Origin of the sequence: Enterobacter cloacae complex sp. SHL001 (assembly GCF_049236825.1) — a bacterium.
GTDB lineage: Bacteria > Pseudomonadota > Gammaproteobacteria > Enterobacterales > Enterobacteriaceae > Enterobacter > Enterobacter hormaechei_C.
In genome coordinates this window covers 181,176-205,746 of the sequence record NZ_JBMKIP010000001.1, presented here as the reverse complement: position 1 = coordinate 205,746, position 24,571 = coordinate 181,176, and the positions used below count along the sequence as shown (strand labels likewise).

The 24,571-nt window shown below is 55.0% G+C and carries 27 protein-coding genes; 13 read left to right on the top strand and 14 right to left on the bottom strand.

The window, feature by feature from the left end; genetic code table 11:
* Positions 1 to 74 precede the first annotated feature (74 nt).
* Complete coding sequence (gene punC, locus ACOTYH_RS01060) at positions 75 to 1,274, bottom strand: purine nucleoside transporter PunC (RefSeq protein ID WP_063933481.1); 1,200 nt, start codon at positions 1,272 to 1,274, stop codon at positions 75 to 77.
* A gap of 112 nt (positions 1,275 to 1,386) precedes the next feature.
* Between punC and punR the strand changes: the two genes are divergently transcribed.
* On the top strand, positions 1,387 to 2,298 hold the full coding sequence (gene punR / locus ACOTYH_RS01055) for a DNA-binding transcriptional activator PunR (protein WP_049012597.1): 912 nt from the start codon (positions 1,387 to 1,389) through the stop codon (positions 2,296 to 2,298).
* A gap of 17 nt (positions 2,299 to 2,315) precedes the next feature.
* On the opposite strand, the gene purR is transcribed toward punR, so the two are convergent.
* Positions 2,316 to 3,341: an HTH-type transcriptional repressor PurR gene (gene purR, locus ACOTYH_RS01050; protein WP_003857634.1), complete on the bottom strand. Its 1,026-nt coding sequence runs from the start codon at positions 3,339 to 3,341 to the stop codon at positions 2,316 to 2,318.
* A 297-nt stretch (positions 3,342 to 3,638) separates the two neighbouring features.
* Between purR and ACOTYH_RS01045 the strand changes: the two genes are divergently transcribed.
* Both ACOTYH_RS01045 and ACOTYH_RS01040 read left to right on the top strand, forming a co-directional pair.
* Positions 3,639 to 3,728, top strand: coding sequence for a YnhF family membrane protein (locus tag ACOTYH_RS01045; protein ID WP_003857632.1), 90 nt, complete (start codon positions 3,639 to 3,641; stop codon positions 3,726 to 3,728).
* Positions 3,729 to 3,889: 161 nt separating this feature from the next.
* Positions 3,890 to 5,056, top strand: coding sequence for an MFS transporter (locus ACOTYH_RS01040; RefSeq protein ID WP_017384607.1), 1,167 nt, complete (start codon positions 3,890 to 3,892; stop codon positions 5,054 to 5,056).
* Between the two features lie 37 nt (positions 5,057 to 5,093).
* On the opposite strand, the gene sodB is transcribed toward ACOTYH_RS01040, so the two are convergent.
* Positions 5,094 to 5,675, bottom strand: a complete 582-nt coding sequence (gene sodB / locus ACOTYH_RS01035) for a superoxide dismutase [Fe] (protein ID WP_033487105.1) — start codon at positions 5,673 to 5,675, stop codon at positions 5,094 to 5,096.
* 122 nt (positions 5,676 to 5,797) lie between these two features.
* Entirely contained in the window at positions 5,798 to 6,556 is a 759-nt protein-coding gene (locus ACOTYH_RS01030; protein ID WP_017384605.1) for a C40 family peptidase, read from the bottom strand.
* 338 nt (positions 6,557 to 6,894) lie between these two features.
* Between ACOTYH_RS01030 and grxD the strand changes: the two genes are divergently transcribed.
* Entirely contained in the window at positions 6,895 to 7,242 is a 348-nt protein-coding gene (gene grxD / locus ACOTYH_RS01025; RefSeq protein WP_003832760.1) for a monothiol glutaredoxin 4, read from the top strand.
* A 78-nt stretch (positions 7,243 to 7,320) separates the two neighbouring features.
* Here the strand turns inward: grxD and rnt are convergent, their stop codons facing one another.
* The 5 genes from rnt to eptA all read right to left on the bottom strand — a co-directional run bounded on the left by rnt (position 7,321) and on the right by eptA (position 12,001).
* Complete coding sequence (gene rnt / locus ACOTYH_RS01020) at positions 7,321 to 7,980, bottom strand: ribonuclease T (RefSeq protein WP_003857625.1); 660 nt, start codon at positions 7,978 to 7,980, stop codon at positions 7,321 to 7,323.
* Between the two features lie 96 nt (positions 7,981 to 8,076).
* Positions 8,077 to 8,484: a lactoylglutathione lyase gene (gene gloA, locus ACOTYH_RS01015; protein ID WP_003857623.1), complete on the bottom strand. Its 408-nt coding sequence runs from the start codon at positions 8,482 to 8,484 to the stop codon at positions 8,077 to 8,079.
* Positions 8,485 to 8,583: 99 nt separating this feature from the next.
* On the bottom strand, positions 8,584 to 9,681 hold the full coding sequence (locus ACOTYH_RS01010) for an alkene reductase (RefSeq protein WP_169721925.1): 1,098 nt from the start codon (positions 9,679 to 9,681) through the stop codon (positions 8,584 to 8,586).
* Positions 9,682 to 9,734: 53 nt separating this feature from the next.
* On the bottom strand, positions 9,735 to 10,334 hold the full coding sequence (locus tag ACOTYH_RS01005) for a TetR/AcrR family transcriptional regulator (protein ID WP_023303561.1): 600 nt from the start codon (positions 10,332 to 10,334) through the stop codon (positions 9,735 to 9,737).
* Between the two features lie 41 nt (positions 10,335 to 10,375).
* A complete protein-coding gene (gene eptA, locus ACOTYH_RS01000; protein ID WP_045329740.1) occupies positions 10,376 to 12,001 on the bottom strand; it encodes a phosphoethanolamine transferase EptA in 1,626 nt (541 codons plus the stop codon).
* A gap of 147 nt (positions 12,002 to 12,148) precedes the next feature.
* Here eptA and ACOTYH_RS00995 point away from each other — a divergent pair, with 147 nt between their 5' ends.
* The 3 genes from ACOTYH_RS00995 to sodC all read left to right on the top strand — a co-directional run bounded on the left by ACOTYH_RS00995 (position 12,149) and on the right by sodC (position 13,933).
* Complete coding sequence (locus ACOTYH_RS00995) at positions 12,149 to 12,388, top strand: DUF1289 domain-containing protein (protein ID WP_017384600.1); 240 nt, start codon at positions 12,149 to 12,151, stop codon at positions 12,386 to 12,388.
* A gap of 48 nt (positions 12,389 to 12,436) precedes the next feature.
* Entirely contained in the window at positions 12,437 to 13,333 is an 897-nt protein-coding gene (locus ACOTYH_RS00990) for an aldo/keto reductase (RefSeq protein ID WP_015570678.1), read from the top strand.
* Between the two features lie 81 nt (positions 13,334 to 13,414).
* The gene (gene sodC, locus ACOTYH_RS00985; RefSeq protein ID WP_015570677.1) at positions 13,415 to 13,933 is read left to right on the top strand and encodes a superoxide dismutase [Cu-Zn] SodC; all 519 of its coding nucleotides are present in this window, start codon (positions 13,415 to 13,417) and stop codon (positions 13,931 to 13,933) included.
* On the opposite strand, the gene ACOTYH_RS00980 is transcribed toward sodC, so the two are convergent.
* Genes ACOTYH_RS00980 through ACOTYH_RS00970 form a run of 3 tightly spaced genes read right to left on the bottom strand, consistent with a single transcriptional unit; the run spans position 13,912 to position 17,044 of the window.
* A complete protein-coding gene (locus ACOTYH_RS00980; protein ID WP_026080711.1) occupies positions 13,912 to 15,945 on the bottom strand; it encodes an FUSC family protein in 2,034 nt (677 codons plus the stop codon). The genes sodC and ACOTYH_RS00980 overlap by 22 nt on opposite strands.
* Positions 15,945 to 16,805, bottom strand: a complete 861-nt coding sequence (locus ACOTYH_RS00975; RefSeq protein WP_219378637.1) for an HlyD family secretion protein — start codon at positions 16,803 to 16,805, stop codon at positions 15,945 to 15,947. The genes ACOTYH_RS00980 and ACOTYH_RS00975 overlap by 1 nt, the downstream gene beginning before the upstream one ends.
* A gap of 2 nt (positions 16,806 to 16,807) precedes the next feature.
* Complete coding sequence (locus ACOTYH_RS00970; protein ID WP_045911664.1) at positions 16,808 to 17,044, bottom strand: DUF1656 domain-containing protein; 237 nt, start codon at positions 17,042 to 17,044, stop codon at positions 16,808 to 16,810.
* 187 nt (positions 17,045 to 17,231) lie between these two features.
* Between ACOTYH_RS00970 and slyA the strand changes: the two genes are divergently transcribed.
* Entirely contained in the window at positions 17,232 to 17,672 is a 441-nt protein-coding gene (gene slyA, locus ACOTYH_RS00965) for a transcriptional regulator SlyA (RefSeq protein WP_006808997.1), read from the top strand.
* A gap of 35 nt (positions 17,673 to 17,707) precedes the next feature.
* Here the strand turns inward: slyA and ACOTYH_RS00960 are convergent, their stop codons facing one another.
* Positions 17,708 to 19,072 (bottom strand): sensor domain-containing diguanylate cyclase, encoded by a 1,365-nt coding sequence (locus ACOTYH_RS00960; protein ID WP_045911665.1) that lies wholly within the window; start codon positions 19,070 to 19,072, stop codon positions 17,708 to 17,710.
* Positions 19,073 to 19,264: 192 nt separating this feature from the next.
* On the bottom strand, positions 19,265 to 19,732 hold the full coding sequence (gene slyB / locus ACOTYH_RS00955) for an outer membrane lipoprotein SlyB (protein ID WP_003857604.1): 468 nt from the start codon (positions 19,730 to 19,732) through the stop codon (positions 19,265 to 19,267).
* Positions 19,733 to 19,987: 255 nt separating this feature from the next.
* Here slyB and anmK point away from each other — a divergent pair, with 255 nt between their 5' ends.
* The 5 genes from anmK (at position 19,988) to pdxY (ending at position 24,570) form a co-directional block, all read left to right on the top strand.
* The gene (anmK, locus tag ACOTYH_RS00950; RefSeq protein WP_015570673.1) at positions 19,988 to 21,112 is read left to right on the top strand and encodes an anhydro-N-acetylmuramic acid kinase; all 1,125 of its coding nucleotides are present in this window, start codon (positions 19,988 to 19,990) and stop codon (positions 21,110 to 21,112) included.
* Between the two features lie 93 nt (positions 21,113 to 21,205).
* Entirely contained in the window at positions 21,206 to 21,529 is a 324-nt protein-coding gene (gene mliC / locus ACOTYH_RS00945; protein ID WP_015570672.1) for a C-type lysozyme inhibitor, read from the top strand.
* 57 nt (positions 21,530 to 21,586) lie between these two features.
* Complete coding sequence (pdxH, locus tag ACOTYH_RS00940; protein WP_003857601.1) at positions 21,587 to 22,243, top strand: pyridoxamine 5'-phosphate oxidase; 657 nt, start codon at positions 21,587 to 21,589, stop codon at positions 22,241 to 22,243.
* A gap of 125 nt (positions 22,244 to 22,368) precedes the next feature.
* Positions 22,369 to 23,643, top strand: a complete 1,275-nt coding sequence (gene tyrS / locus ACOTYH_RS00935) for a tyrosine--tRNA ligase (RefSeq protein ID WP_017384594.1) — start codon at positions 22,369 to 22,371, stop codon at positions 23,641 to 23,643.
* A gap of 66 nt (positions 23,644 to 23,709) precedes the next feature.
* A complete protein-coding gene (gene pdxY, locus ACOTYH_RS00930) occupies positions 23,710 to 24,570 on the top strand; it encodes a pyridoxal kinase PdxY (protein ID WP_015570669.1) in 861 nt (286 codons plus the stop codon).
* Position 24,571 lies beyond the last annotated feature (1 nt).

Here is a 24,571-nt window from a genome sequence, read left to right as displayed (position 1 = left end):
CCGCAAAATTTGGTGATTCAACAGAAAATTGTTAGCAACCTAATCACTGGTATTTAACATAGTTTCCCGCGCAATCAGGCGTGCGACGTTTCTGTCTGCGCGTTTTCACTCTGCTCGCGATGGGCTGAAGACTGCATCCGATAGCCCAAACCCGTCAGCGCAACGGTGACCAGCATCACGCTGGTAGTGGTGAGCAGCGGGGTTGCAATCAACGCAGAGACCACGAGACTTGCCAGGAAGCACAGGCCAAGTTGCAGGGTATTTTGCAGCGCGGCAGCGCGGCCTGTCGCCTGCGGAAATGGACGCAACGCCTGGGCTACAACAATAGGGTAGATGGCCCCGTTAGCGATCGCCATGACGCAGAACGGAATCAAAATTTCTGCAAGCCCGGCGCCGGGAATAAAGCCGACAGCCCAGGTCGCAATCACGCTTAGCGCATACAGCACCAGCAGCCAGGGCAGCATCTGTTGGCCTTCCCATTTTTGCAGCGCGGCGCGACAGCCATAGCCACCCACCAGGAAGGCGATGGTCTGTGGTACATAACTCAGGCCGATAGCCGCCGGGCTGTAGCCCATGTCATGCAGAATGAACGGCGAACCGGTTAGCCAGGCAAAGAAGCTGGCAGAGCAGGCAGCATAAATCAGCACGTTACCGCGATAGGCTTTCGACCGCAGTAAAGAGGTAAAGGTGATGGGCTTTGCGTCCGGATGTGTCTCTTTTTTATGCGCAGGTTTAAGCCCGAAAGCAGGCAGCATCAGGACTAGCGTAATAGCAAAGAGCGTGGCGAAAATGGCCTGCCAGTCGAAATGCGCCAGGATCCAGCTGCCCAGTAACGGGGCAAGCGCCGGCGACAGGCCGACCAGCGGCATAATAGTGGCGAATATGCGGTTAGTGCGCGAGGCGGGGTAGTAATCGGTCACCAGCGCCTGCCAGGTCACCGCTGCGGCGCAGACACCGACCGCCTGAATAAAGCGCAGCGCCAGCAACCAGGCGGCATCGCGGACCCACAGCATGCCCAGACAGCCTACGGCAAAAATCGCCAGCCCCAACAACAGGACGGGCTTACGGCCAAAACGATCCGAGAGCGGCCCCCACAGCAATTGCGCAAAAGCAAAGCCAGCGAGGAACAAACTTAAACTGGCGCTGATGGCGGCGGCAGGGGTTTGCAAATCTTCCTGCATCGCGGCGAACGCGGGCAGATACATATCGGTCGCCAAAAAGCCCAGCACGCTTAAGCCGCCGAGCCAGACTAAAAATCCTTTCCTGGGTTGCACTTTTTTTCTCCTGAGGAGGCAGGTGTACGTTGGCGCAGAGTGTAGGGAGTGCAAAGCGGCTTGTGAAACGCTAATATTTGGCGGGTGCATTCAAAAAATTTGCAGGCTAAAGATGTGGTCAGATTATTCCCTTGAAGTGGTTGATGCCGTGGCGCGTAACGGCAGCTTTACCGGTGCCGCCCAGGAGCTGCATCGCGTTCCCTCGGCTATCAGCTATACGGTGCGCCAGCTGGAAGCGTGGCTGGCGGTCCCGCTGTTCGAGCGGCGCCATCGCGACGTGGAGCTCACGCCTGCCGGAGCGTGGTTTTTGAAGGAAGGGCGGTCTGTTATCAAAAAAATGCAGATCACCCGTGAGCAGTGCCAGCAGATCGCCAATGGCTGGCGCGGGCATCTCGCTATCGCGGTGGATAACATCGTTAAGCCGGAACGGACCCGGCAGATGATCGTCGATTTCTATCGTCATTTTACCGACGTCGAACTGCGTGTTTCGCAGGAAGTGTTCAACGGCGTCTGGGATGCGCTGGCGGACGGCAGGGCGGAGATGGCGATTGGTGCAACCCAGGCGATCCCGGTTGGGGGGCGCTACGCGTTTCGCGACATGGGCATGCTGAGCTGGACCTGCGTGGTCGCACGCGATCACCCGCTGGCGGCGCTGGAAGGTCCGCTGAGCGATGACACCTTACGCAACTGGCCCTCGCTGGTGCTGGAAGATACCTCCCGCTCGCTACCCAAGCGCATTACCTGGCTGCTGGATAATCAGCGCCGCGTGGTCGCGCCGGACTGGGAGTCGTCGGCCACCTGTCTGAGCGCGGGGTTGTGCGTTGGCATGGTGCCGGTGCATTTTGCGCGCCCGCGCATCGATGCGGGAGAGTGGGTGGCCTTGACGCTGGAAAACCCCTTCCCGGATGCCGCGTGCTGTCTGACGTGGCAGCAAAACGACGTCTCGCCCGCCATGGCCTGGCTGCTGGATTATCTGGGCGACAGCGAAACGCTGAACCGGGAGTGGTTGCGGGAACCAGCATAGCTGGTCCCGTAAAGTGATTAACGACGGTAGTCGCGGAACGGACCGTCCGCAACGGAACGGCGTTCAATCAGGCGCGGGTGAACTTCAATGGACTGGGACTGTTCACGCTTGTTGACGATCCTGTCCAGCAGCATGTTGAAGGCCGTTTCACCCAGCGAATCTTTCGGCTGGTGAATGGTGGTCAGCGCCGGGGTAAAGAAGCGGGCGTTGCGCACGTTGTCATAGCCGATCACCGAGATATCCTGCGGGACGCGCAGGCCGAGTTCATCCGCCGCGCAGAGCGCGCCCATCGCCATGATGTCGCCGCCGCAGAACACCGCGGTAGGGCGATGCGGCTGGGAAACGATCTGCTGCATGGCGCGATAGCCCGATTCCGGCTCGAAGTCGCCCTGAACAATCCAGTTTTCCGGCACGGTGATCAGCGCCTCTTCCATCGCTTTCATGAAACCGGCCAGACGGCCAGCCCCGGTGTTACGCTCCAGCGGTCCCGGGATCACGCCAATTTCACGATGACCGCGTTCTACCAGATAACGCCCCGCCATGTAGCCGCCTTCAAAGGCGTTATCAATAACGGAGTCGGTGAAGTCTGCGCGCGCTTCGCCCCAGTCCATGACCACCATCGGAATGTGGCGATACTCTTCCAGCATGGAAAGGACCGACTCAGGGTATTCAGAACACATCACCAGCAGGCCGTCGACGCGCTTTTGCGCCATCATTGACAGGTAAGCGCGCTGTTTTTCAATGTTGTTCCACGCGTTGCCCAGAATCAGGGTATAGCCTTTCTGGAAGCAGTTTTTTTCAACGGCTTCGATGATTTCAGCAAAGTAGGCCGCTTCACTGCTGGTGGCCAGCAGGCCAATCGATTTGGTGTGATTAACCTTCAGGCTGCGGGCGACGGCACTTGGCGAGTAGTGCAGCTCTTTGATTGCCGCCCAGACGGCATTACGCGTCTCTTCAGCGACGAAACGCGTTTTGTTAATAACATGTGATACGGTTGTAGTGGAAACGTTTGCGCGTTTTGCTACGTCTTTAATTGTTGCCATTAAATGTCACTCCAGACCATATCCTAAGCTCCTGAAAAAATTGAAGGTAAACGTTTGCCTTCTCTCACCCTTATCACGCAAACATGAGTTGCGACACGCCGGGAAAACGACACAGGACGTCAGGAGGGGGTCAGTGGCCGGTACGCTAATAAATTTAGCGTGGAATTTTGTCCTATCTTGATGAAAAGGGGAAGAGGTAAAGTGGATATCCGCTTAAATCCTGGAAGATTTTTGACCTGAACTGTGTAAAAATGAGCAAGCTCACTTTTCGTAGGGTGAATAAAAGGAGAAAAATTGATGAGTACCGATCTGAAGTTTTCGCTGTTTACCACCATTGTTGTTCTTGCCCTGATTGTTGCGGGTGGTTTAACCGCTGCGCTGCACTGATTCAGGAGGGGGGAGAACCTTCTCCCTCTCTTGCCGCTATTGTTACCTCTCCGGCAAAAATCTTTTGCCAAAATGTTAACTTCTCATTTTTTGTGATTGATGTCATGCTTTTGACTTCTTAGTTCTGTGCCGGGTTATGGCACGGTATCCGGAGTCTCTTCATGAAAATCAATTTTCCCCTGCTGGCCCTGGCGATTGGCGCCTTTGGGATTGGCACTACTGAATTCTCCCCTATGGGGTTATTGCCTGTTATCGCCCGGGGTGTGGACGTCTCAATTCCTGCGGCCGGTATGTTAATTAGCGCCTACGCGATTGGCGTGATGGTGGGCGCGCCGCTGATGACGCTGCTGCTTTCCCACCGCGCTCGCCGCAATGCGCTGATTTTCCTGATGGCGATTTTCACTCTCGGAAATGTGCTTTCCGCGATTTCGCCCGATTACACCACTCTGATGCTTTCGCGCATTCTGACCAGCCTCAACCATGGCGCCTTCTTCGGACTGGGCTCGGTTGTTGCCGCCAGCGTCGTGCCAAAACATAAGCAGGCCAGCGCGGTAGCCACTATGTTCATGGGCCTCACCATCGCTAATATCGGCGGCGTTCCCGCTGCCACCTGGCTGGGAGAAGCCATCGGCTGGCGTATGTCTTTCCTCGCAACCGCCGGACTGGGCGTGGTCGCGATGGTTGCGCTGTTCTTCTCACTGCCGAAAGGAAGTGCGGGAGAACGTCCGGAAGTACGTAAAGAGCTGGCGGTGCTGATGCGTCCTCAGGTGTTGTCCGCGCTGCTTACCACGGTACTGGGGGCCGGGGCGATGTTTACGCTCTACACCTATATCTCCCCGGTGCTGCACGACATTACCCACGCAACGCCACTCTTTGTTACCGCGATGCTGGTGCTAATTGGTGTCGGGTTCTCGATTGGCAACTATCTCGGCGGGAAATTTGCCGACCGCTCCGTCAGTGGAACACTGAAAGGTTTTTTAACGCTGCTGATTGTCATCATGGTGGCGATTCCGTGGCTGGCGCGTAACGAAGTGGGTGCCGCGATTGCCATGGTGGTGTGGGGCGCCGCAACCTTTGCCGTGGTGCCACCGTTGCAGATGCGCGTAATGCGCGTTGCGCACGAAGCGCCGGGGCTCTCTTCGTCGGTGAATATCGGTGCGTTTAACCTGGGCAATGCGCTGGGTGCCGCAGCGGGCGGGGCGGTGATCTCAGGTGGTTTGGGTTACAGCTTTGTGCCGGTGATGGGGGCGATCATTGCTGCACTCGGCCTGCTGCTGGTGATGATGTCTGGTCGTAAACAGCCTGAAGCGGTGTGTACGGCGGAATAAACAAAAACGCAGAAGGGCTGCCCCTTCTGCGTGTCTCTTACGCGGCGAAGTTCTTCGCAACAAATTCCCAGTTAACCAGTGCCCAGAAGTGTTCCAGGTAGTTCGGGCGCGCATTACGGTAATCAATGTAATAGGCGTGTTCCCATACGTCCACGGTCATCAGCGGCGTGGCGCTGGTGGTAAGAGGGGTACCCGCATTAGAAGTGGAAACGATAGCCAGTTTGCCATCAGCCTCTTTTACCAGCCAGGTCCAGCCGGAGCCAAAGTTTTTAACGGCTGCGTCAGTAAACTTCGCTTTAAAATCCGCGAAACTGCCGAACGCGGCGTTAATCGCTACCGCCAGCTCACCGGTAGGTTCTCCGCCTGCGTTTGGGGCCAGGCAGTGCCAGTAGAAGGTGTGGTTCCACACCTGTGCGGCGTTGTTGAATACGCCGCCGTCTGAACTGCGCACGATCTCTTCCAGCGTTTTGCCTTCAAAATCGGTGCCCTTGATCAGATTGTTCAGGTTGGTGACATAGGTCTGGTGATGCTTGCCGTAATGGTACTCCAGGGTTTCCGCGGAAATGTGCGGGGCCAGGGCGTCTTTTGCATACGGTAGTGCAGGTAATTCGAACGACATTGCTTCTCTCCTTATAGTTTTATACGTTGCCAATAACCCTACAGACAACAAGGACAGAATAGCAAATTGAAAGGGTATGCAAAAGAGGAACTTACCCTGCCATGGAGGCGGCAGGGCAGGGTTTAGCGAATGGTTTTTGGCGTCATCACGCGGCGCGCACCCACATAGTGGCGCACCCAATAATCTTCGCTGAGGGAGGTGATCTGAATGTCCTGACCGCTGCGCGGTGACTGGATAAATTTACCGTTACCCACATACACCCCAACGTGATCGGCCGTACCGCGTCCCTGGGTGCGGAAGAACACCAGGTCGCCATTTTGCAGTTCGCCACGGTTTACAGGCGCGGCGTCCCGCAGATGGTACATCTCATTGGCGGTGCGTGGAATGCGAAACTTCACCAGATCTTTATAGGCATAATAAACCAGCCCACTACAGTCAAAACCGGTGCGCGGAGAGGTGCCACCCCAGCGATACGGTTTACCTATTTGCCCCATCAGTTTGTTCATCGCCGTTTTTTGCGCTTTCTGCATACGCGCTTTATGCACGTCAGCCAGCTTCGTCACTTTTGCGCATTTCGTTTTATGGCCTTTGCGCACGGTGCATTTTTCATTCACCAGGCTGGCGGTCGTGCGGGTGGTTTTGTGCGTGCCGGAACGGAGAGTTTTGGGTTTACTGGAGGCGGTCTTTTTGGTCTGAGCGGTGGTTTTCTTCTTTACTGTTTTACTGGTGGTTTTTTTCTTACGTTCTGTGGTTTTTGCCAGATGCGATTTTTGTACAGCAGAATGCCGCGCCTGTTCAGAGGCGTTCGCCGCTGGCGTAAATGAGAGTGTGGTAAACAGTAAAGCACAGAGCGTCATCGAGATTTTAGTTATCCGCGCCACTGGGCAGTCCCCTGATAAATGCAGGCCACAATGCATACCCGCGTGAGATTTACAAAACCTGTCGATTCTAATCCATAAATTCAGAAGAAGTTAATAGCATTTTTCATTCAAAAATTATGTTTCGTTAGCAAGTGCAAAAAAATTCACCATTCTGTCGCACTCCTGTTCGCTCCTTAAGCAAAACCGCACCTCGTCTGGGGATAAACGACATTAGCAATGCAACTTTATGCGATAAGCGATAAAATAATTAGACGTGACAAAAATGTTATTTTCCGATGTCGGCCTGACCCGCTACAATGTCAGACTGATGCCGTAACAGAAGTTAAAGGAAGCAAGACATGAGCACCACTATTGAAAAAATTCAGCGCCAGATCGCTGAAAACCCGATTCTCCTGTACATGAAAGGTTCTCCGAAGCTGCCAAGCTGCGGCTTCTCCGCGCAAGCGGTTCAGGCACTGTCCGCCTGTGGTGAGCGTTTTGCTTACGTTGATATCCTGCAAAACCCGGACATTCGCGCGGAACTGCCAAAATACGCCAACTGGCCGACCTTCCCACAGCTGTGGGTTGATGGTGAACTGGTCGGCGGATGCGACATCCTGATTGAAATGTATCAGCGCGGCGAACTGCAACAGCTGATCAAAGAGACTGCGGCGAAGTATAAAACCGAAGAGCCGGACGCAGAGTAAGTTTTCTGCGGATATAAAAAAGCGACCACATTATGTTGGTCGCTTTTTTTTGTCCTGTGGGGCTATTGATTACCCAACCTACGATTGAAGATCGGCCTCGTCGCCCATCGGCAGCGGCCAGCCGCCGAGACGTTTCCAGCGGTTGACGATCTCACAGAACAGCTCCGCCGTACGCTCGGTGTCGTATAACGCGGAATGCGCCTGGGTGCCGTCAAACGCAATACCCGCCGTGATGCAGGCTTTAGAGAGCACGGTTTGCCCCAGCGCCAGGCCGCTCAGCGCGGCGGTGTCGAAGGTCACAAACGGATGGAATGGATTACGCTTGAGCGAGGCACGCTCGGCGGCAGCCATAGTGAAGCTGTGATCAAAGGTGGCATTGTGGGCCACCATGATGGCGCGGCTACAGTCATTCTCTTTCATGCCTTTGCGCACCATTTTGAAAATGGCGTGCAGCGCCTCGTATTCGCTTACCGCCCCGCGCAGCGGGTTTGTCGGATCGATACCGTTAAAGGCCAGCGCCTCTGGCTGTAAGTTTGCCCCTTCAAAGGGTTCAACGTGGAAATGCAGCGTGGTGTCCGGTACAAGCCAGCCCTGTTCATCCATCTTCAGCGTGATGGCGGCAATCTCAAGCAGCGCATCGGTTTTAGCGTTAAATCCGGCTGTTTCAACATCAATGACAACGGGATAAAAACCACGAAAACGGTCGCACAGACCGGTAAATTGAGCGTTATCGGACATCAGGGTCTCTTACAAGGGGGAAAAAGCAGTGCGCATTATGGCAAATTTTGAGAGGGGATGCAGCAAAACAACGGGCGCATAGTGCGCCCTGCGGGATCAATTGCCCAGACCGCGACCAGCGTCTTTGGCTTCAATCAGTTCGATTTTATAACCGTCCGGATCTTCCACAAACGCAATGACGGTGGTACCGCCTTTAACCGGACCGGCTTCACGGGTGACGTTACCGCCATTGCTGCGGATACGTTCGCAGGCTTCGGCGGCGTTATCCACTTCCAGCGCGATGTGGCCGTAAGCCGTACCCAGCTCGTAGCTGTCCACGCCCCAGTTGTAGGTCAGCTCGATGACCGCTTCATCAGATTCCGGGCCGTAACCGACAAACGCCAGGGAGTATTTATATTCCGGATTTTCGCTGGTGCGCAGCAGCTTCATGCCCAGAACGTTAGTGTAGAAATCGATGGAACGTTGCAGGTCGCCAACGCGCAGCATGGTGTGAAGTAGGCGCATAATTTCCTCATTAACCAGTGGAATGGATTATCTTTTTGAACAGAAACGATGTTTTAGTATAGCGGCGAAAGGTCGCCGCTATCAATGTACAAAGCGGGATTACAGTGAAGGGTAGTCGGTATAACCTTCCGCGCCGCCGCCATAGAAGCTTTCAGGACGCTGCGGGTTCAGTTCGGCTTTTTTCTGCAAACGGGCAACCAGATCCGGGTTAGCAATGTAGTCACGGCCAAAGGCCACGGCGTCGATCAGGCCTTTACCGATCAAATCCTCGGCTTTCTCTGCCGTATACGCACCCGCCCCGATAATCACGCCGTGGAAGCGCTCGCGCACTTTCTGACGGAAGGCTTCACTGTAAGGCTTGCCGCCTGCCCAGTCCGGCTCGGACATGTGCAGATAGGCGATACCGCGTTTCGCCAGCTCTTCAATCAGATACAGCGCGTCTGCTTCTTCGTTCGGACCGTTGTCGACGTTCTGGAAAGTACCGATCGGGGAGACACGAATACCAATGCGGTCTGCCTTCCACTCATTACAGACAGCATCCACCACTTCAAGCACCAGACGCGCGCGGTTTTCAACGCTGCCGCCGTACTGGTCGGTACGCTGGTTGGAAGACGGGGACAGGAACTGATGCAGCAGGTAACCGTGCGCAGAGTGAAGCTCAACCAGGTCGAAGCCCGCTTCACGGGCGTTGGCGACGGCCTGACGGAAATCATTCACAATACCCGGGAGCTCGTCCAGCTCCAGCGCGCGTGGCGTGGTGGTGTCGACGCGGATCGCATTACCGTTTTCATCGCGCAGGGAAGTGCGGGTATTGGCGTTCAGGGCAGAGGCAGAAACCGGCGCCTGACCGCCAGGCTGGATGCTGCTGTGTGAGATACGACCGGTGTGCCACAGCTGAACCGCAATACGGCCATCTTCAGCATGCACGCCTGCGGTGATTTTTTTCCACGCGGCGATCTGTTCCGGGCTGTGCAGACCCGGTGCACCGGCGTAGCCTTTTGCCTGAGCAGAAATCTGCGTGGCTTCGGAGATAATCAGGCCCGCGCTGGCGCGCTGGCGGTAATACTCACCCATCAATGGCGTTGGGATATCGCCCGGCTCGATGCTGCGCAGACGGGTAAGTGGGGCCATAAACACGCGGTTTGGGGCAGTAACGGCACCCACTTTCAGTGGGGTAAACAGCTTTTCAGCGGACATAACGGCTCCTGAGTAGACCAGTCGACTAGTAAAAGGGTAAATAAAAACGCCGGCTACACGCCAGGCGCGGTAATACAGTTTTTCACATGCGCCAGCGCGCTTTCGAGCGGCACGGCGCTGCGAGACATTTTTGCTTGCAGGTTGGCGCCTAACCAGAGGGAATAGAGCACCTGTGCCTGCGTGAGCGGATCGCCGGAGAAGGAGAGCGTTTTTTCATTGCGCCCGCTCTCCAGCGCCTGAGCCAGCAGGGCAATAACGCCGCTGGCCCCTTTATCCATTGCGGTGCGCATATCTTCGGAGAGATCGCACACTTCGGCAGACAGTTTTACCGTCAGGCAGCCGCTGATGATGCCCTGCTGACAGAACTGCGTCAGCGTTTCCTGATAGTAGTTCAGAACACGATCCCGGTAGTCACCTTCACTGCTGGCGAAGTGGGTTGCCAGGCGCTGATGGTAGCTGGCGTAGTGCCGCTCCAGCATGGCAACGCCAAACGCCTCTTTGGATCGAAAATAGTGATAAAACGATCCCTTAGGTACTTCAGCGGTTTTTAACAATTCGCTCAGCCCCATACCGGTAAACCCGCGATGCATGCAAAGGCGCTCGCCGGTAGCCAGCAAATGTTCTCGTGTATCGTGTTCAGTGTGTCTGCTCATGCCCTTACTCTAATAGACCGTTCGGTCTAATGCAAGCACGCTTAGCGACGACATTGCGACAGAATATCCAGCTGCGGTTGATAAACCGCTGATTTCACGTCCATCATGCCCAGAACGGTGGCGAATAAATTGTCCTGTGAAACCGCCTCTTTTGCGGCATGGTCACGCAGGCAATCCGTGTTTACGCCGAAGTTTTTCGCATAATCCGGGGAGAGCCAGAACATAAACGGAATATGCGTTTGCTGCTCCGGGGCCAGCATATACGGCGTACCGTGCAGGTAAATTCCGCTTTCGCCCAGCGATTCACCGTGATCGGAGAGGTAAATGAGCGCCGTGTTCATGTTGGCCTGCCGGGCTTTCAGCGCGTCGATGGTTCGGCTGACCACGCTGTCGGTATACAAAATCGAGTTGTCATAGGTATTGATCAGCGACTGATGATCGCAATCCTGAATTTCATTGGTATCGCAGGTTGGGGTGAACTTGCGAAAGCTGTCCGGATAACGGTTGTAGTAGGCCGGACCGTGGCTGCCCATCAGGTGGATCACCAGTACCGTATCCTGCTTTATTCCATCCAGTACGTTGTCCAGACGGTAGAGGTTGACGTCGTCGATACAGGATTTGTCCTTACAGAACTGATCCAGTTTCCACTGGGTCATGTCCGTGTGCGGCACGCGGTCGCAGGCGCCTTTACACCCGCCGTCGTTGTCGCGCCACAGCAGGTTGAAACCGGCATGGTTAAGTACATCGAGCAGACCTTCCTGGTGATGGGCGAGGTCCGCGTCATATTTTTTCCGCGTCATGCCGGAGAACATGCAGGGGACGGAAACGGCGGTTTCCGTGCCACAGGAGGAAGCCTGGGGGAAGTTGATGACATCCTGCTTTTTCAGCTCGGGGTTGGTTTCACGCGGGTAACCATTTAACGAGTAGTTTGCGGCGCGGGAGGCTTCGCCCACCACCACAATCAGCACGGTTTTCTTGCGTTGGCTGGAAATCAGCGCGCCTTTATGAGCATCCTCGCCAATGCGGACCAGCGTCTGGTCGCCGGCAAACCAGCGCATTTTGCTGTATTTCACCACGGCGCTCACGTAATTCGCCGGGGTAACCATTTTGACGATGCTTTTGTTATTGCGGAACAGAGAAGCATAGTCTTTATAAAACACCGCCGCGACCAGGATGATCACCAGCAGCGCACCCAGCATAGCGGCGACACGCGTCAGGAGGGCATACCACCATTTTCCGGTGCGAATGCGCGTCAGGGCTAAAATAATCGATGGAACCAGACCCGCAACGACCAGCCACAGGATCATCTGCGGCGTCACCAGGGCAGTCGCTTCCTGGGAATTAGTTTCGAACACGTTAACAATCATGTTCTGATCGATAACCGTGCCATAGGTATACATAAACCAGGTTGCGGCGGCGCATCCCAGGGTCAGGACAATCATGAGCGGCTTGCGAACAAAGGGAATATTCAGCAGGCTGAAGACAATCACCCAGCCGCAGAACAGCACCAGCGGCACGCTGGCAGCAAACAGGAGATCGTGCAGATGTGCAGGCGCAATGATTGACCAGCTGCGCTGGATAAACAATGCATTCAGTACGGTGAAGAAAAGTGCACAGCCCAGAGTAAATTTTATATCGTTACAGTGTAACTTTTTAGTGAACCACATGATGACCAGACCATTCGTTATATCAATGCGGCGAGTATAAGAAGGGAAGATTAGCGAAACCTTAATGCTCTGTTTGTGGCGCACATCCTTGCATGCAAGCCATTTAGGGTCTTCACTGTAGGGAATAATGACGTTCTGGAGGTAGGTGTGGCAGAGCAACTGGAGTTTTTCCCTGTCCAGAGCCCGTGCCGGGGTATTTGCCAGGTAGATGAACGAGGATACTGTCGTGGCTGCATGCGCACGCGCGATGAACGTTTTAACTGGCAAAATTTCAGCGACGCGCAAAAGCAGGAGGTCTTACGGCTCTGTCGACAGCGTCTGCTGCGTAAAATTCGTGCAAACAAAGCGGTTGAAAGCGAAGAACCTCAGCAACCTTCACTGTTTTAGCAGGGTAATTGCGTATACTGGTGACATGACTTCCTTGAGGAAAATGTTATGGTTCAGCGTATTACCCTTGCCCCGCAGGGCCCGGAGTTCTCCCGATTTGTTATGGGCTACTGGCGCCTTATGGACTGGAATATGTCTCCGGTCCAGCTGGCGGACTTTATAGAAGAGCATCTCGATCTCGGGATCACCACCGTCGATCACGCTGATATTTATGGCGGCTATCAATGCGAGGCTGCCTTTGGCGAAGCGCTGAAGCGTGCGCCGGCGCTGCGTGAACGTATGGAGATTGTGACCAAATGCGGTATTGCCACCACAGCAAAACCGGAGCATGCGCTTGGGCATTACATCACTGACAGCGCGCATATCGTTAAAAGCGCCGAGCAGTCACTGATTAACCTGGCCACCGATCGTATCGACCTGCTGCTGATCCACCGACCCGATCCGTTGATGGATGCGGATGAGGTCGCGGAAGCCTTCCTGACGCTTCACCAGAGCGGCAAAGTGCGCCATTTTGGCGTGTCTAACTTCACCCCGGCACAGTTTGCGCTATTGCAGTCTCGCCTGCCGTTTACGCTGGCGACGAATCAGGTGGAGATCTCGCCTGTTCATCAGCCGCTGCTGCTGGATGGCACGCTCGACCAACTGCAACAGCTGCGCATCCGTCCAATGGCATGGTCCTGTCTGGGAGGCGGTCGCCTGTTTAACGATGAGGCATTCCAGCCGCTGCGTAACGAGCTTGAAACGGTGGCGCGCGAACTGAATGCGGAGAGTATCGAGCAGGTGGTTTACGCCTGGATCCTGCGCCTGCCGTCTAAACCGCTGCCAATTATTGGCTCCGGCAAAATTGAGCGCGTCCGCGCTGCGCTTGTGGCTGAGGAGCTGGATATGACGCGTCAGCAGTGGTTCCGCATCCGCAAGGCGGCGCTGGGCTACGACGTACCCTGAGCACGCCTGAACCTGACTTTCCGGTGAAATCTGCGCCGCTGGTATAGACTTAAGGTGCAAAAAATAACCCGTGGAGGTCTTATGAAGCGTTTTGCTCTGGCAATGGTCACGCTGGTTGTTTGCGCAGGTGCGCATGCAGCCAGCGAGGACGTTGAAATGAATCTCGTCACTTCTCAGGGGGTAGGCCAGTCCATCGGGACGGTGAAAATCACCGAAACCGATAAAGGGCTGGAATTTGCTCCCGATCTCAAGGCTCTTCCACCCGGCGAACATGGTTTTCACGTTCATGCCAAAGGCAGCTGTCAACCCGCGATGAAAGAGGGGAAACCAACAGCTGCGGAAGCCGCAGGGGGGCATCTCGACCCGCACAACTCCGGTAAGCATGAAGGCCCGGAAGGGATGGGGCACCTCGGCGATCTGCCGGTGCTGGTGGTAAATAACGATGGTAAAGCCACCGATCCGGTTGTGGCGCCACGACTTAAAAAGCTTGACGAGGTCAAAGGCAAGGCGCTGATGGTCCACGTGGGCGGCGATAACATGTCCGATCAGCCTAAACCGCTTGGCGGCGGCGGGGCGCGCTATGCCTGCGGGGTGATCTGATCGCCAATCGTTCCGGGTGGCGGCGCCTGTTCAAGCTGTGACAGGGAGCAGTGCAGCCGCCAGATAATGGACGCCAGATCGCGGGCCGCAGGCTGATGATGGTGCGCCAGCGCGTCGCAAATACGCTGAAGCTCGGCGAGCGTGACGCTCAGGGGGCGCTGCTGCACTCCGCGCTCGCTCATCACATCTCGGAGCATGGAAATACAGTTATCACGGACCTGCGACAGCGGATCGGAACGCGTCTCCCAGGCGCGCAGTTGCCACACCACGTGCGAACAGTTTAACAGCACCACGCCCCAGCGCAGCAGCCAGCGACGGGAGAGTGAATCCTGGCTGTTGTTCAGCTGGCTGACATGATGGTAAACCAGGGATTCATACTCGCTTTCGCGCAGATGCGGCCTGCGGCTCAGCTGATCGACAAAACCCCTGCGCAACTCCCGAATATGCCTGCGGCTTTTACGCGCGTCCGAGCCCGGGCGTAGCACAGCGAAAGCCAGCCACGCCAGCCCCACGCCGAGGATCTTCGCCAGGTTGTCGTTGAGAAAATCAGCGTAATCGTAAACCGGTGGATTCGTTACAGAGATAAATGAGCCCATAAAAACAATCAACTGACCCCACAGACCGGCCAGTTTAGGCATTTGCAGTTTGAGCAACTGCATGGTGGTTAATAGCGGGAAGAGAAACAGCAGAAATTGCCAGAGGTCGGTTATCTGCACCATCAAACCAAATTTCACCACGAAGCTGAATAGCGACAGCAGTACCAGCGTACGCAGCAGAAGCGTCAGGGAATTAAAGGGGGAAGCGGCGACGGAATAGAGCACGCAGCTGATTGCCGCAAGCGTCAGGGCCGCACTGCCCGCATCCCATTGCGTGGTGATGGCCCATGCGCCCACGGCCGTCAACGCACAAAACGTACGAAAACCGCTCCACAGCGCCTCCATTGCGTCGGTATGGCGCGCCAGAGCAGGACTACCGGGAACGGAAAATTCGGTGACGGGCGTGGCATTCTCGACGGCTTTTAACCAGCGGCTGCTGCGCAGATACAGGCGGCAGAAATAGTTCAGACGCTGCCAGAAGGCACGGTGCCTGTAGTCATATTCATCCGTTGGGGCGAGCGGCGCGATAATGCGGGCCACGGTATAGATATCGGCATCCGGACGCGCAAGAGCGGCGAGCAGCGCCTCGATAATCTCCCGGGTATGGGCTGGCGGTGCAGGCCAGTTCAGCAACATCCGGCGAAGGCTTGAGATCGCGCTCGTCATCCGCAATTGCTGGTGCAGTAAATAGTTCAGAAGCGTGTTCTGGCGACGAAAACGGTAGTGGCTCCAGAAAGCCTGGATGCGCAACAGGTTCATGGTCAGGATCTGGCCGATGACCTTTTCGTGCGCGAGGCGGATGTCATCGCTGCTGTCAGGCTGCCAGAGCAGGCTGGCATGTTCCAGCAAACGTGCGTGCATCGTTTTAAGGGCGGTGATAAGCGTAGTGCCATCTGAGGTACTGGGCAGGATCATCATCATGACGCCCCCGCACAGAATGCCGACCATCACTTCACACACGCGTGCCTGGGCGATATCCCACAGCTCGGTGGTGTCCAGCACGTTGACGACCGGAAAGGCGATAATGGCCGCGGTGTAACCCGCCAGCTGAAACGCATAGGCAACGTTATTGGTAAAATGGGCGCAGGCCCAGGTACACAGCCCCAGCCATGCCGACATGCTTAACAGAAAGAGCCAGGGATCGTTCAGGGTATGGCCGGCAAGAAGCAGTGCGGCGGTTGCCCCCAGCAGGCTACCCGCCACGCGCCCGAGGCTTTTACTGATAACGCCCCCGACGGTAGGGAAGCTGACGACCGCCGCAGAGGTCATCGCCCAGTAAGGCTCATCCAGATTCAGATAATAGGCAACCGTAAGCGCAAGGCACATGGCGATGCCGTTGCGCAGCGCGTAACGCCACTGCGGCCGTGTCGCTTTTATCCACGGCGTATTGCGCCAGGAGAAAGCCCCCAGGTTCATCATCGCGATCCGATGGCGACGGTGCAGGTTGTGCCAGAGACCAGGGTAATGTCTTTCGGCAGCTGATCAAACTCGACGCGAACAGGCACCCGCTGAGCCAGGCGCACCCACGGGACGTTGGGTTTGATGTCAGGCACCAGGCCAGAATCGGTTTCCACGCTCTGATCGTATATTGCCCGACCTATGCTGCTAACGTGACCCTGTAACGTTTCTGCGCCGCTGTAAAGCGTGATCCGGGCAGGCGCACCCTCGCGGATATGGCGCAGCTTGGTCTCTTCAAAATAACCTACAACATAGAAAGAGTGGCTATCGACCAGGGCGAAGACCGGCTGGCCTGTGGTGGCGTAATCACCCACACGGGTAGACAGGCTCGTGATCCATCCATCCACCGGGGCTTTGACCACGGTCTGGGTCAGTTGCCACTCGGCCTGTTTCAGCGTTGCCTCTGCAACCTTCAGGCTGGCCTGCATGGCTTTTACATTGATATTGGCGGTATCGAGATCCTCCGCAGAGATGTAATTTCTCGACAGATGGCGGCGGCGTTCGGCTTCGTTATTGGCTTTTGCCAGATCTGATTGAGCTTTTGCGAGCTGCGCCTGGGCATTAAGCACCGCAATGTGGAAAGGGGTCTCATCGATACGGAATAGCACATCGCCCGCATGAACGTACTGGTTGTCCTTCACCTGAAGCGCGCTGATACTGCCGGACACCTGTGGCGTGATGCTGACCTGTTCCGCGCGGATCTTGCCGTCACGCGTCCAGGGCGACTGCATGTAATAATTCCAGAGCCACCAGCCGGCCATCACCGCCAGCGCTAAAACGAAAAGAGTGGAAAAATATTTTAACGTTTTCAATGCTATTCTCACCACACGGTTAACACGGCAAGGCCAAGACAGACGGAGAGGGTAAACAGGGAGAGATCCATTAACATCGGGTGCCAGATTTCACCAGAATACATCCAGTCGCGCAGCAGACGATGCGCAATGAGCCAGATTACAAAACCGACCATCACGGCTTTAAACAGTGGCGGAAAGTAGACCGATGCGCCAACAATCAAATCCTGGAGGGGCAACCCTGGGGAGAAGGAAAACAACGTCACAAGCAGCGATCCTTTGCGGTGGAATGAGGGCCACATTGGCAGATTTCAATGCGATGGCGCATTACCATTCAGTGTAAATCATCCTTTAAGGAATGATGAATACCGTGATTGCATTTGTTTTGGCAATACAAATACTGCAAACTATTCTAAAATCACTATAATCACTTAGCAAGCTAATTATAAGGAGATGAAATTGGAATCGCCATTAGGTTCTGATCTGGCAAGGTTGGTACGCATCTGGCGTGCTCTGATTGACCATCGCCTGAAACCTCTGGAACTTACGCAGACGCACTGGGTTACGCTGCATAACATTCATCAGCTCCCGCCCGATCAGTCACAGATCCAACTGGCAAAAGCGATTGGTATTGAGCAGCCTTCTCTGGTGCGTACCCTTGACCAGCTGGAAGAGAAGGGACTCATCTCCCGACAAACCTGCGCCAGCGATCGTCGCGCCAAGCGGATTAAATTGACGGAAAAAGCGGCCCCGATTATTACTGAGATGGAGACCGTCATCAGTAAAACGCGAGGGGAGATCCTGGCCGGTATTTCCCCCGCTGAGCTGGAAATGCTGATCGGACTCATCGCCCGTCTTGAGCAAAACATCCACGATTTACAGTCGCGCGACTGACGTTGTTTACAGGCCTTGCTGGTGCAAGGCCTCTGTCATGTTCTGAACACCACCACCCGGTTGCGGCCCGTCTCTTTTGCCTCGTACATGGCTTTATCCGCGCTTTCCACACAGGTTTCAGCGCTGGTCTCCGGCGAGGTGGCGGTGAATACCCCCATACTGATAGTAATCGGTTCCGGGAGATAACCGCCGCTGCTGACGTTGTCGAAACCGCTCAATTTGAGACGTATGCGTTCGGCAACCTGTTGCGCAAGATCGGAAGGGGTATTTGTCAGCATGAGCACAAATTCTTCGCCGCCGATCCGCGCTGCGATATCCTGCGGTCGCACTGAATCGGTCAACAGGTTTGAGACAAACTGTAAAACCTTATCCCCCTGCAAATGGCCGTAGCAGTCGTTAATGCGTTTGAAACGGTCAAGATCGCTCACGAGCACCGATACCGGGTGCGCCAGGGTTGCTGTACTCAGCGCGTGGTTTAATGAATCATAGAAATAGCTACGATTATACAGACGGGTGAGGGGGTCGCGTATCGAGTTTTGATAAGACTGCTGATATTTTACATGCGAGTCACGATACAAATTAAATACATCGGAAAGTAAGATGAAGATAATGATTAATGTAGCGACAGTTTCGAATAACCGTGCCCGGTACCATGAAATATCTTCAGCGTGTCCGCCTAACAATAGCATGAGCAGGGTGACGATATAACAGACGCATAAAAAATTGCCGCCGACCCAAAACAAATTTCTCACGCGGGTAATGGCCATCAGGGTGATTAACGTTACTACCCACAGGACGATCAAAATAATATTAATCGCCTGGCTCCAGAGAACCATAAACTGTCGGGTTTCATTGTCTACCAGGTCCAGTGTGAGCAGGGTTGAATGGCTGGAATAGAACAATGCCAGCCCAAGCATACTGCCCGTAAAGAGCGAGGCGCCGACAACGATACCGATGTGGGTGCTTCGTGAGAGAGCGGACGTACGCAGGGTATACAGCAATGCCGAGATGATTATCAGCACCGCCATTAAAAAGTGGCGGAACATATAGAAAATCATGGCGTCATTATAGTTCGCCACGTTGAACTGATAGAGATCAAGCCAGGCCGGGAAGCTGGACAGAGTCCCCACCATCAATAACGCTGAGCCGGCAAAGGCCAGGGCAATGGGAACAAGATATAATCGCCTTCTGTCGCACCAGTATTTCATTGCCATAAAACAGGCAATAAACAGATGAAACACCAGAAGAAATATCGTCAGCGTAGGGAAAAACAAAGGTGAAAACGAAGGAACCCATTCAACAAGTTTTATAAAAAAAGCTTGTAATACGGCAATGATAACAATGCATCCAAGCGCGAAGGCCACAAAGCGGTTCTTTACAAATCGACAGATCGCAAGCATAGAGAATTTAAAAATTAAAAAAGAAAAGAGATTGCGAAGAGTTTAAGTGAGGGAAATAAAAAATACTTTGCGCACGGACAAAAATAGATGAAATGAATAATTCACCGTGTGAATGTATTGTGCAAATATATTGTTGGAGACGATGATTTTGTTAAATGGATGCGGTCTGAACAGACCACATCCATCAGGATATTAGCGCGGGGAGACGGTAACCTGGCTGCCGTTGCTTGCCAGTACAACACGCTGGCCAGCAGAGAAGCGGGTGTTACCCTGTTTCTGCACAACCATAATGGTGCTGCCATCGTCTTTACGGATTTCCAGCTCAACGCCCTGAGTTTTGTTCATCGCACCCTGAACGCCCTGACCCGCTACGCCGCCTGCAACTGCGCCCGCTGCGGTAGCCAGAGAACGTCCGGTGCCGCCGCCAATGGTATTACCCAGGAAACCACCCAGCACAGCACCACCGATTGCGCCCACCACGTTCGTGTCATCGCCACCCTGAATCTGAACAGGACGGGCATTAACGATAGTACCGTATGTCACGTTCTGTACCTGTTTAGCTTCAGAAGCACTATATACGTCGCCGGAGAGTGAACTGTCATTCACACAACCCGCCAGTGTTAAACCAATCAGCGAAACGCCCAGTACACGTAAAATCATTTGACTCTCCTGTTCACCAAAAAACGCCCGGTTGGGGCATCCGTTATGGCTAAATTATATGGCATTCCTGACCACAGTTCATATCTTTGCATGCCGAATAGATAAATTTTACTTCAACAGGGCTTAACGGGACATAAACAAAAACCGTCTGTGCTACAGGTCTGAGATTGTTAAAAAATATTATCACCGCATAGCAAAGCCGCGTTATTTATGATGGAGTGTTTGCACTTAGCCCATGTAACGTAAGGAAAGCGCATGAAATCGGGTCGCTATATCGGTGTGATGTCTGGTACCAGTCTTGACGGTGTGGATGTCGTTCTGGCCGCCATTGATGAAAACATGGTGGCGCAGCAGGCAAGCCTGACCTGGCCTATTCCTGTCTCGTTAAAAGAAGAGATCCTGAACATCTGCCAGGGACAACAGCTGACGCTTTCCCAACTGGGCCAACTGGATGTGCGTCTGGGGGCGCTGTTTGCTGAGGCGGTACTGGCCCTGATGCAGCAGGAAAGACTCCACCCGCAGGATATCGTGGCAATAGGTTGCCATGGGCAGACCGTCTGGCATGAACCTGTCGGCGAGGCGCCGCACACGATGCAAATTGGCGATAACAACCAGATTGTGGCAAAAACCGGTGTGACGGTGGTGGGTGATTTCCGTCGTCGCGATATGGCCCTCGGCGGGCAGGGGGCGCCGCTGGTTCCGGCATTTCATCAGGCGCTGCTGGCGCACCCGGTAGAGCGCAGGATGGTCCTGAACATCGGCGGGATCGCCAACCTGTCGATGCTTATTCCCGGGCAGCCCGTGCGGGGGTACGATACCGGACCCGGTAATATGCTGATGGATGCCTGGATCTGGCGTCAGAGCGGTAAAGCCTACGACAAAGACGCGCAGTGGGCCAGCCAGGGGAAAGTGATCCTTCCCTTGCTGCAAACCCTGTTAAGCGATCCTTTCTTTGCTCTGCCCGCGCCGAAAAGCACGGGGCGGGAATATTTCAACTACGGCTGGCTTGAACGTCAGCTGGCGCGCTTCCCCGGCCTTGCGCCTCAGGATGTGCAGGCTACGCTGACGGAGCTCACCGCGGTGTCGATTTCTGAACAGGTGTTGCTGAGCGGCGGATGTGAGCGCTTGCTGGTATGCGGAGGCGGAAGCCGCAACCCGCTGGTGATGGCACGCCTCGCCGCCTTGCTGCCAGGCACCGAAGTCACGACCACTGATGAAGCCGGGATCAGCGGAGACGATATGGAAGCGCTGGCCTTCGCCTGGCTTGCCTGGCGTACGGTTGCCGGTCTGCCGGGGAATTTACCCTCCGTAACCGGTGCGCGGGAGGCGAGCGTCCTTGGGGCCATTTTCCCCGCAAACCCGCGCCATAATCAGAGTTAACTGAAATTCAGCGGGAGGCGTAACCCGTAAAATAGGGAGAAACAGGAGGGCGGTTAGGCCCTCCAGGACCAGGATAGTCTTCGGAATCTGCCCATGAAAAAACTTCTTCTCATTGCTGTACCTTTTCTTATGACCGGATGCAGCGTCTATAACCAGTTCGTTGAGCGTATGCAAACCGATACGCTGGAATATCGTTGTGATGAAAAACCGCTGACGGTGAAGCTGAACAACCCGCATCAGGAAGCCAGCTTTGTTTATGACAATAAGTTGTTAACGCTGAAGCAGGGAATGTCGGCCTCCGGTGCGCGCTACTCAGACGGGATCTACGTCTTCTGGTCGAAAGGCGACAGCGCCACCGTCTACAAGCGTGACCGCATTGTGCTGAACAATTGTCAGCTTGAAAATCCGAAGCGTTGAGATTTTTGAAGGGGGCGCGCACAATAGCGCCACCCAATCTCACTTTCAGCTAACGCCATGTCAGATAACGACGAACTACAGCAAATTGCGCATCTGCGCCGTGAATACACCAAAGGCGGTCTGCGCCGCCAGGATCTTCCCGCCGAACCGCTGGTGCTTTTTGAACGCTGGCTGAAGCAGGCCTGCGAAGCGAAACTGGCTGACCCGACGGCAATGGTCGTTGCCACGGTTGATGAAAATGGTCAGCCGTATCAACGCATCGTTCTTCTCAAGCATTATGACGAGAAAGGGCTGGTGTTCTACACCAACCTTGGCAGTCGTAAAGCGCATCACCTTGAAAATAATCCGCGTATTAGCCTGCTCTTCCCGTGGCATATGCTGGAGCGCCAGGTGATGGTCACCGGCAAGGCGGAGCGCCTCTCTACGCTCGAAGTGGTAAAATATTTCCACAGCCGCCCGCGCGACAGTCAGATCGGCGCCTGGGTCTCTAAACAGTCCAGCCGAATCTCAGCCCGCGGCGTGCTGGAGAGTAAATTCCTCGAACTCAAACAGAAGTTTCAGCAGGGTGAAGTACCGCTGCCGAGTTTCTGGGGCGGGTTCCGCATCCCCATTGAGCAGATGGAATTCTGGCAGGGCGGTGAACACCGCCTGCACGACCGCTTTTTATACCAGCGCGACAACGGTGGCTGGAAAATCGACAGACTGGCCCCGTAATCCCCAAAATTTGTTGATTTAAGCGCTAGCGCACACCGCGCTGGCGCTTTATTCTATGGTCCTTTCGCATCAGGCGAAAAGTCGTGTACCGGCAAAGGTGCAGTCGTTTATACATGGAGAATTTGATGGCAAGCAGTAACTTGATTAAACAATTGCAAGAGCGGGGCCTCGTGGCCCAGGTGACGGACGAGGAAGCGTTAGCAGAGCGACTGGCGCAAGGCCCGATCGCGCTCTATTGCGGCTTCGATCCCACCGCTGACAGCTTGCATTTGGGGCATCTTGTTCCATTGTTATGCCTGAAACGCTTCCAGATGGCCGGCCATAAGCCTGTCGCACTGGTTGGCGGCGCGACCGGTCTGATTGGCGACCCAAGTTTCAAAGCCGCTGAGCGTAAGCTGAATACCGAAGACACCGTGCAGGAGTGGGTGGATAAGATCCGTAAACAGGTTGCACCGTTCCTGGATTTCGACTGCGGTGACAACTCTGCGATTGCGGCGAACAACTACGACTGGTTTGGTGGCATGAACGTGCTGACGTTCCTGCGTGACATCGGCAAACACTTCTCTGTTAACCAGATGATTAACAAAGAAGCAGTGAAGCAGCGTCTTAACCGTGACGATCAGGGTATCTCTTTCACCGAGTTCTCCTACAACCTGTTGCAGGGGTATGACTTCGCCTGCCTGAACAAACTGCACGGCGTCTCTCTGCAAATTGGCGGTTCCGACCAGTGGGGTAACATCACCTCCGGTATCGATCTGACCCGTCGCCTCCACCAGAATCAGGTGTTTGGTCTGACCGTGCCGTTGATCACCAAAGCCGACGGTACCAAGTTCGGTAAGACCGAAGGCGGCGCGGTATGGCTGGATCCGAAGAAAACCAGCCCGTACAAGTTCTACCAGTTCTGGATCAACACGGCGGATGCCGACGTTTATCGCTTCCTGAAGTTCTTCACCTTTATGGATATCGAAGAAATCAATGCGCTGGAAGAAGAAGACAAGAACAGCGGTAAAGCACCACGCGCCCAGTACGTGCTGGCGGACGAAGTGACTAAACTGGTTCACGGCGAAGAAGGTCTGGCGGCGGCGAAGCGCATTACGGCTAGCCTGTTCAACGGAACCCTGAGCGATTTAAGCGAAGCGGATTTCGAACAGCTGGCGCAGGATGGCGTGCCGATGGTTGAGATGGAAAAAGGCGCCGATCTGATGCAGGCGCTGGTGGACTCCGAGCTCCAGCCGTCTCGCGGTCAGGCGCGTAAAACCATCGCCTCTAACGCGATCACCATTAATGGCGAAAAACAGGCCGATCCGGAATACACCTTTACCGAGAACGACCGTCTCTATGGTCGCTACACGCTGCTGCGTCGCGGTAAGAAAAATTACTGCCTGGTCTGCTGGAAGTAATTAAAAGTATGCAGGGGCGTGGGAAACCACGCCCCTTTTGTTTTGACAGGGTTTGGTAAGTACAACATGAAGAACATCCTCGCCATTCAGTCCCACGTTGTGTTTGGACATGCTGGCAACAGCGCTGCGGAATTCCCGATGCGCCGCCTCGGCGTTAACGTCTGGCCCCTCAATACCGTCCAGTTCTCGAATCACACCCAGTACGGTAAATGGACCGGCTGCGTAATGCCGCCGTCGCATCTGACGGAAATCGTTCAGGGGATTGCGGATATCGACCAGCTTAAACGCTGCGATGCCGTACTGAGCGGCTATCTGGGTTCGGCGGAGCAGGGGGAACATATCCTCGGCATTGTGCGCCAGGTGAAAGCGGCAAACCCCGCGGCGAAATATTTCTGCGATCCGGTGATGGGACATCCGGAAAAAGGCTGCATCGTAGCGCCGGGCGTTGCGGAGTTTCATGTCCGTCATGCATTGCCCGCCAGCGATATTATTGCCCCCAACCTGATTGAACTTGAGATCCTGTGCGAGCATCCGGTCAACAGCGTAGAAGAGGCTGTAAGCGCCTCTCGCGAGCTGATCGCCCAGGGGCCAGAGATTGTGCTGGTTAAGCACCTGGCACGCGCAGGGTTGAGCCAGGACCGTTTTGAGATGCTGCTGGTGACGAAGGATGAAGCCTGGCATATCAGTCGACCGCTGGTGGATTTCGGTGCACGTCAGCCTGTCGGGGTCGGGGATGTGACCAGCGGTTTGCTGCTGGTGAAGCTATTGCAGGGCGCGAGCCTGCGCGATGCGCTGGAGCACGTCACCGCAGCCGTTTATGAAATCATGATTGCGACGAAGACGATGCAGGAATATGAGCTCCAGGTCGTCGCGGCGCAGGATCGCATCGCGAAGCCGGAGCACTATTTTAGCGCAACGCAGCTTTAGA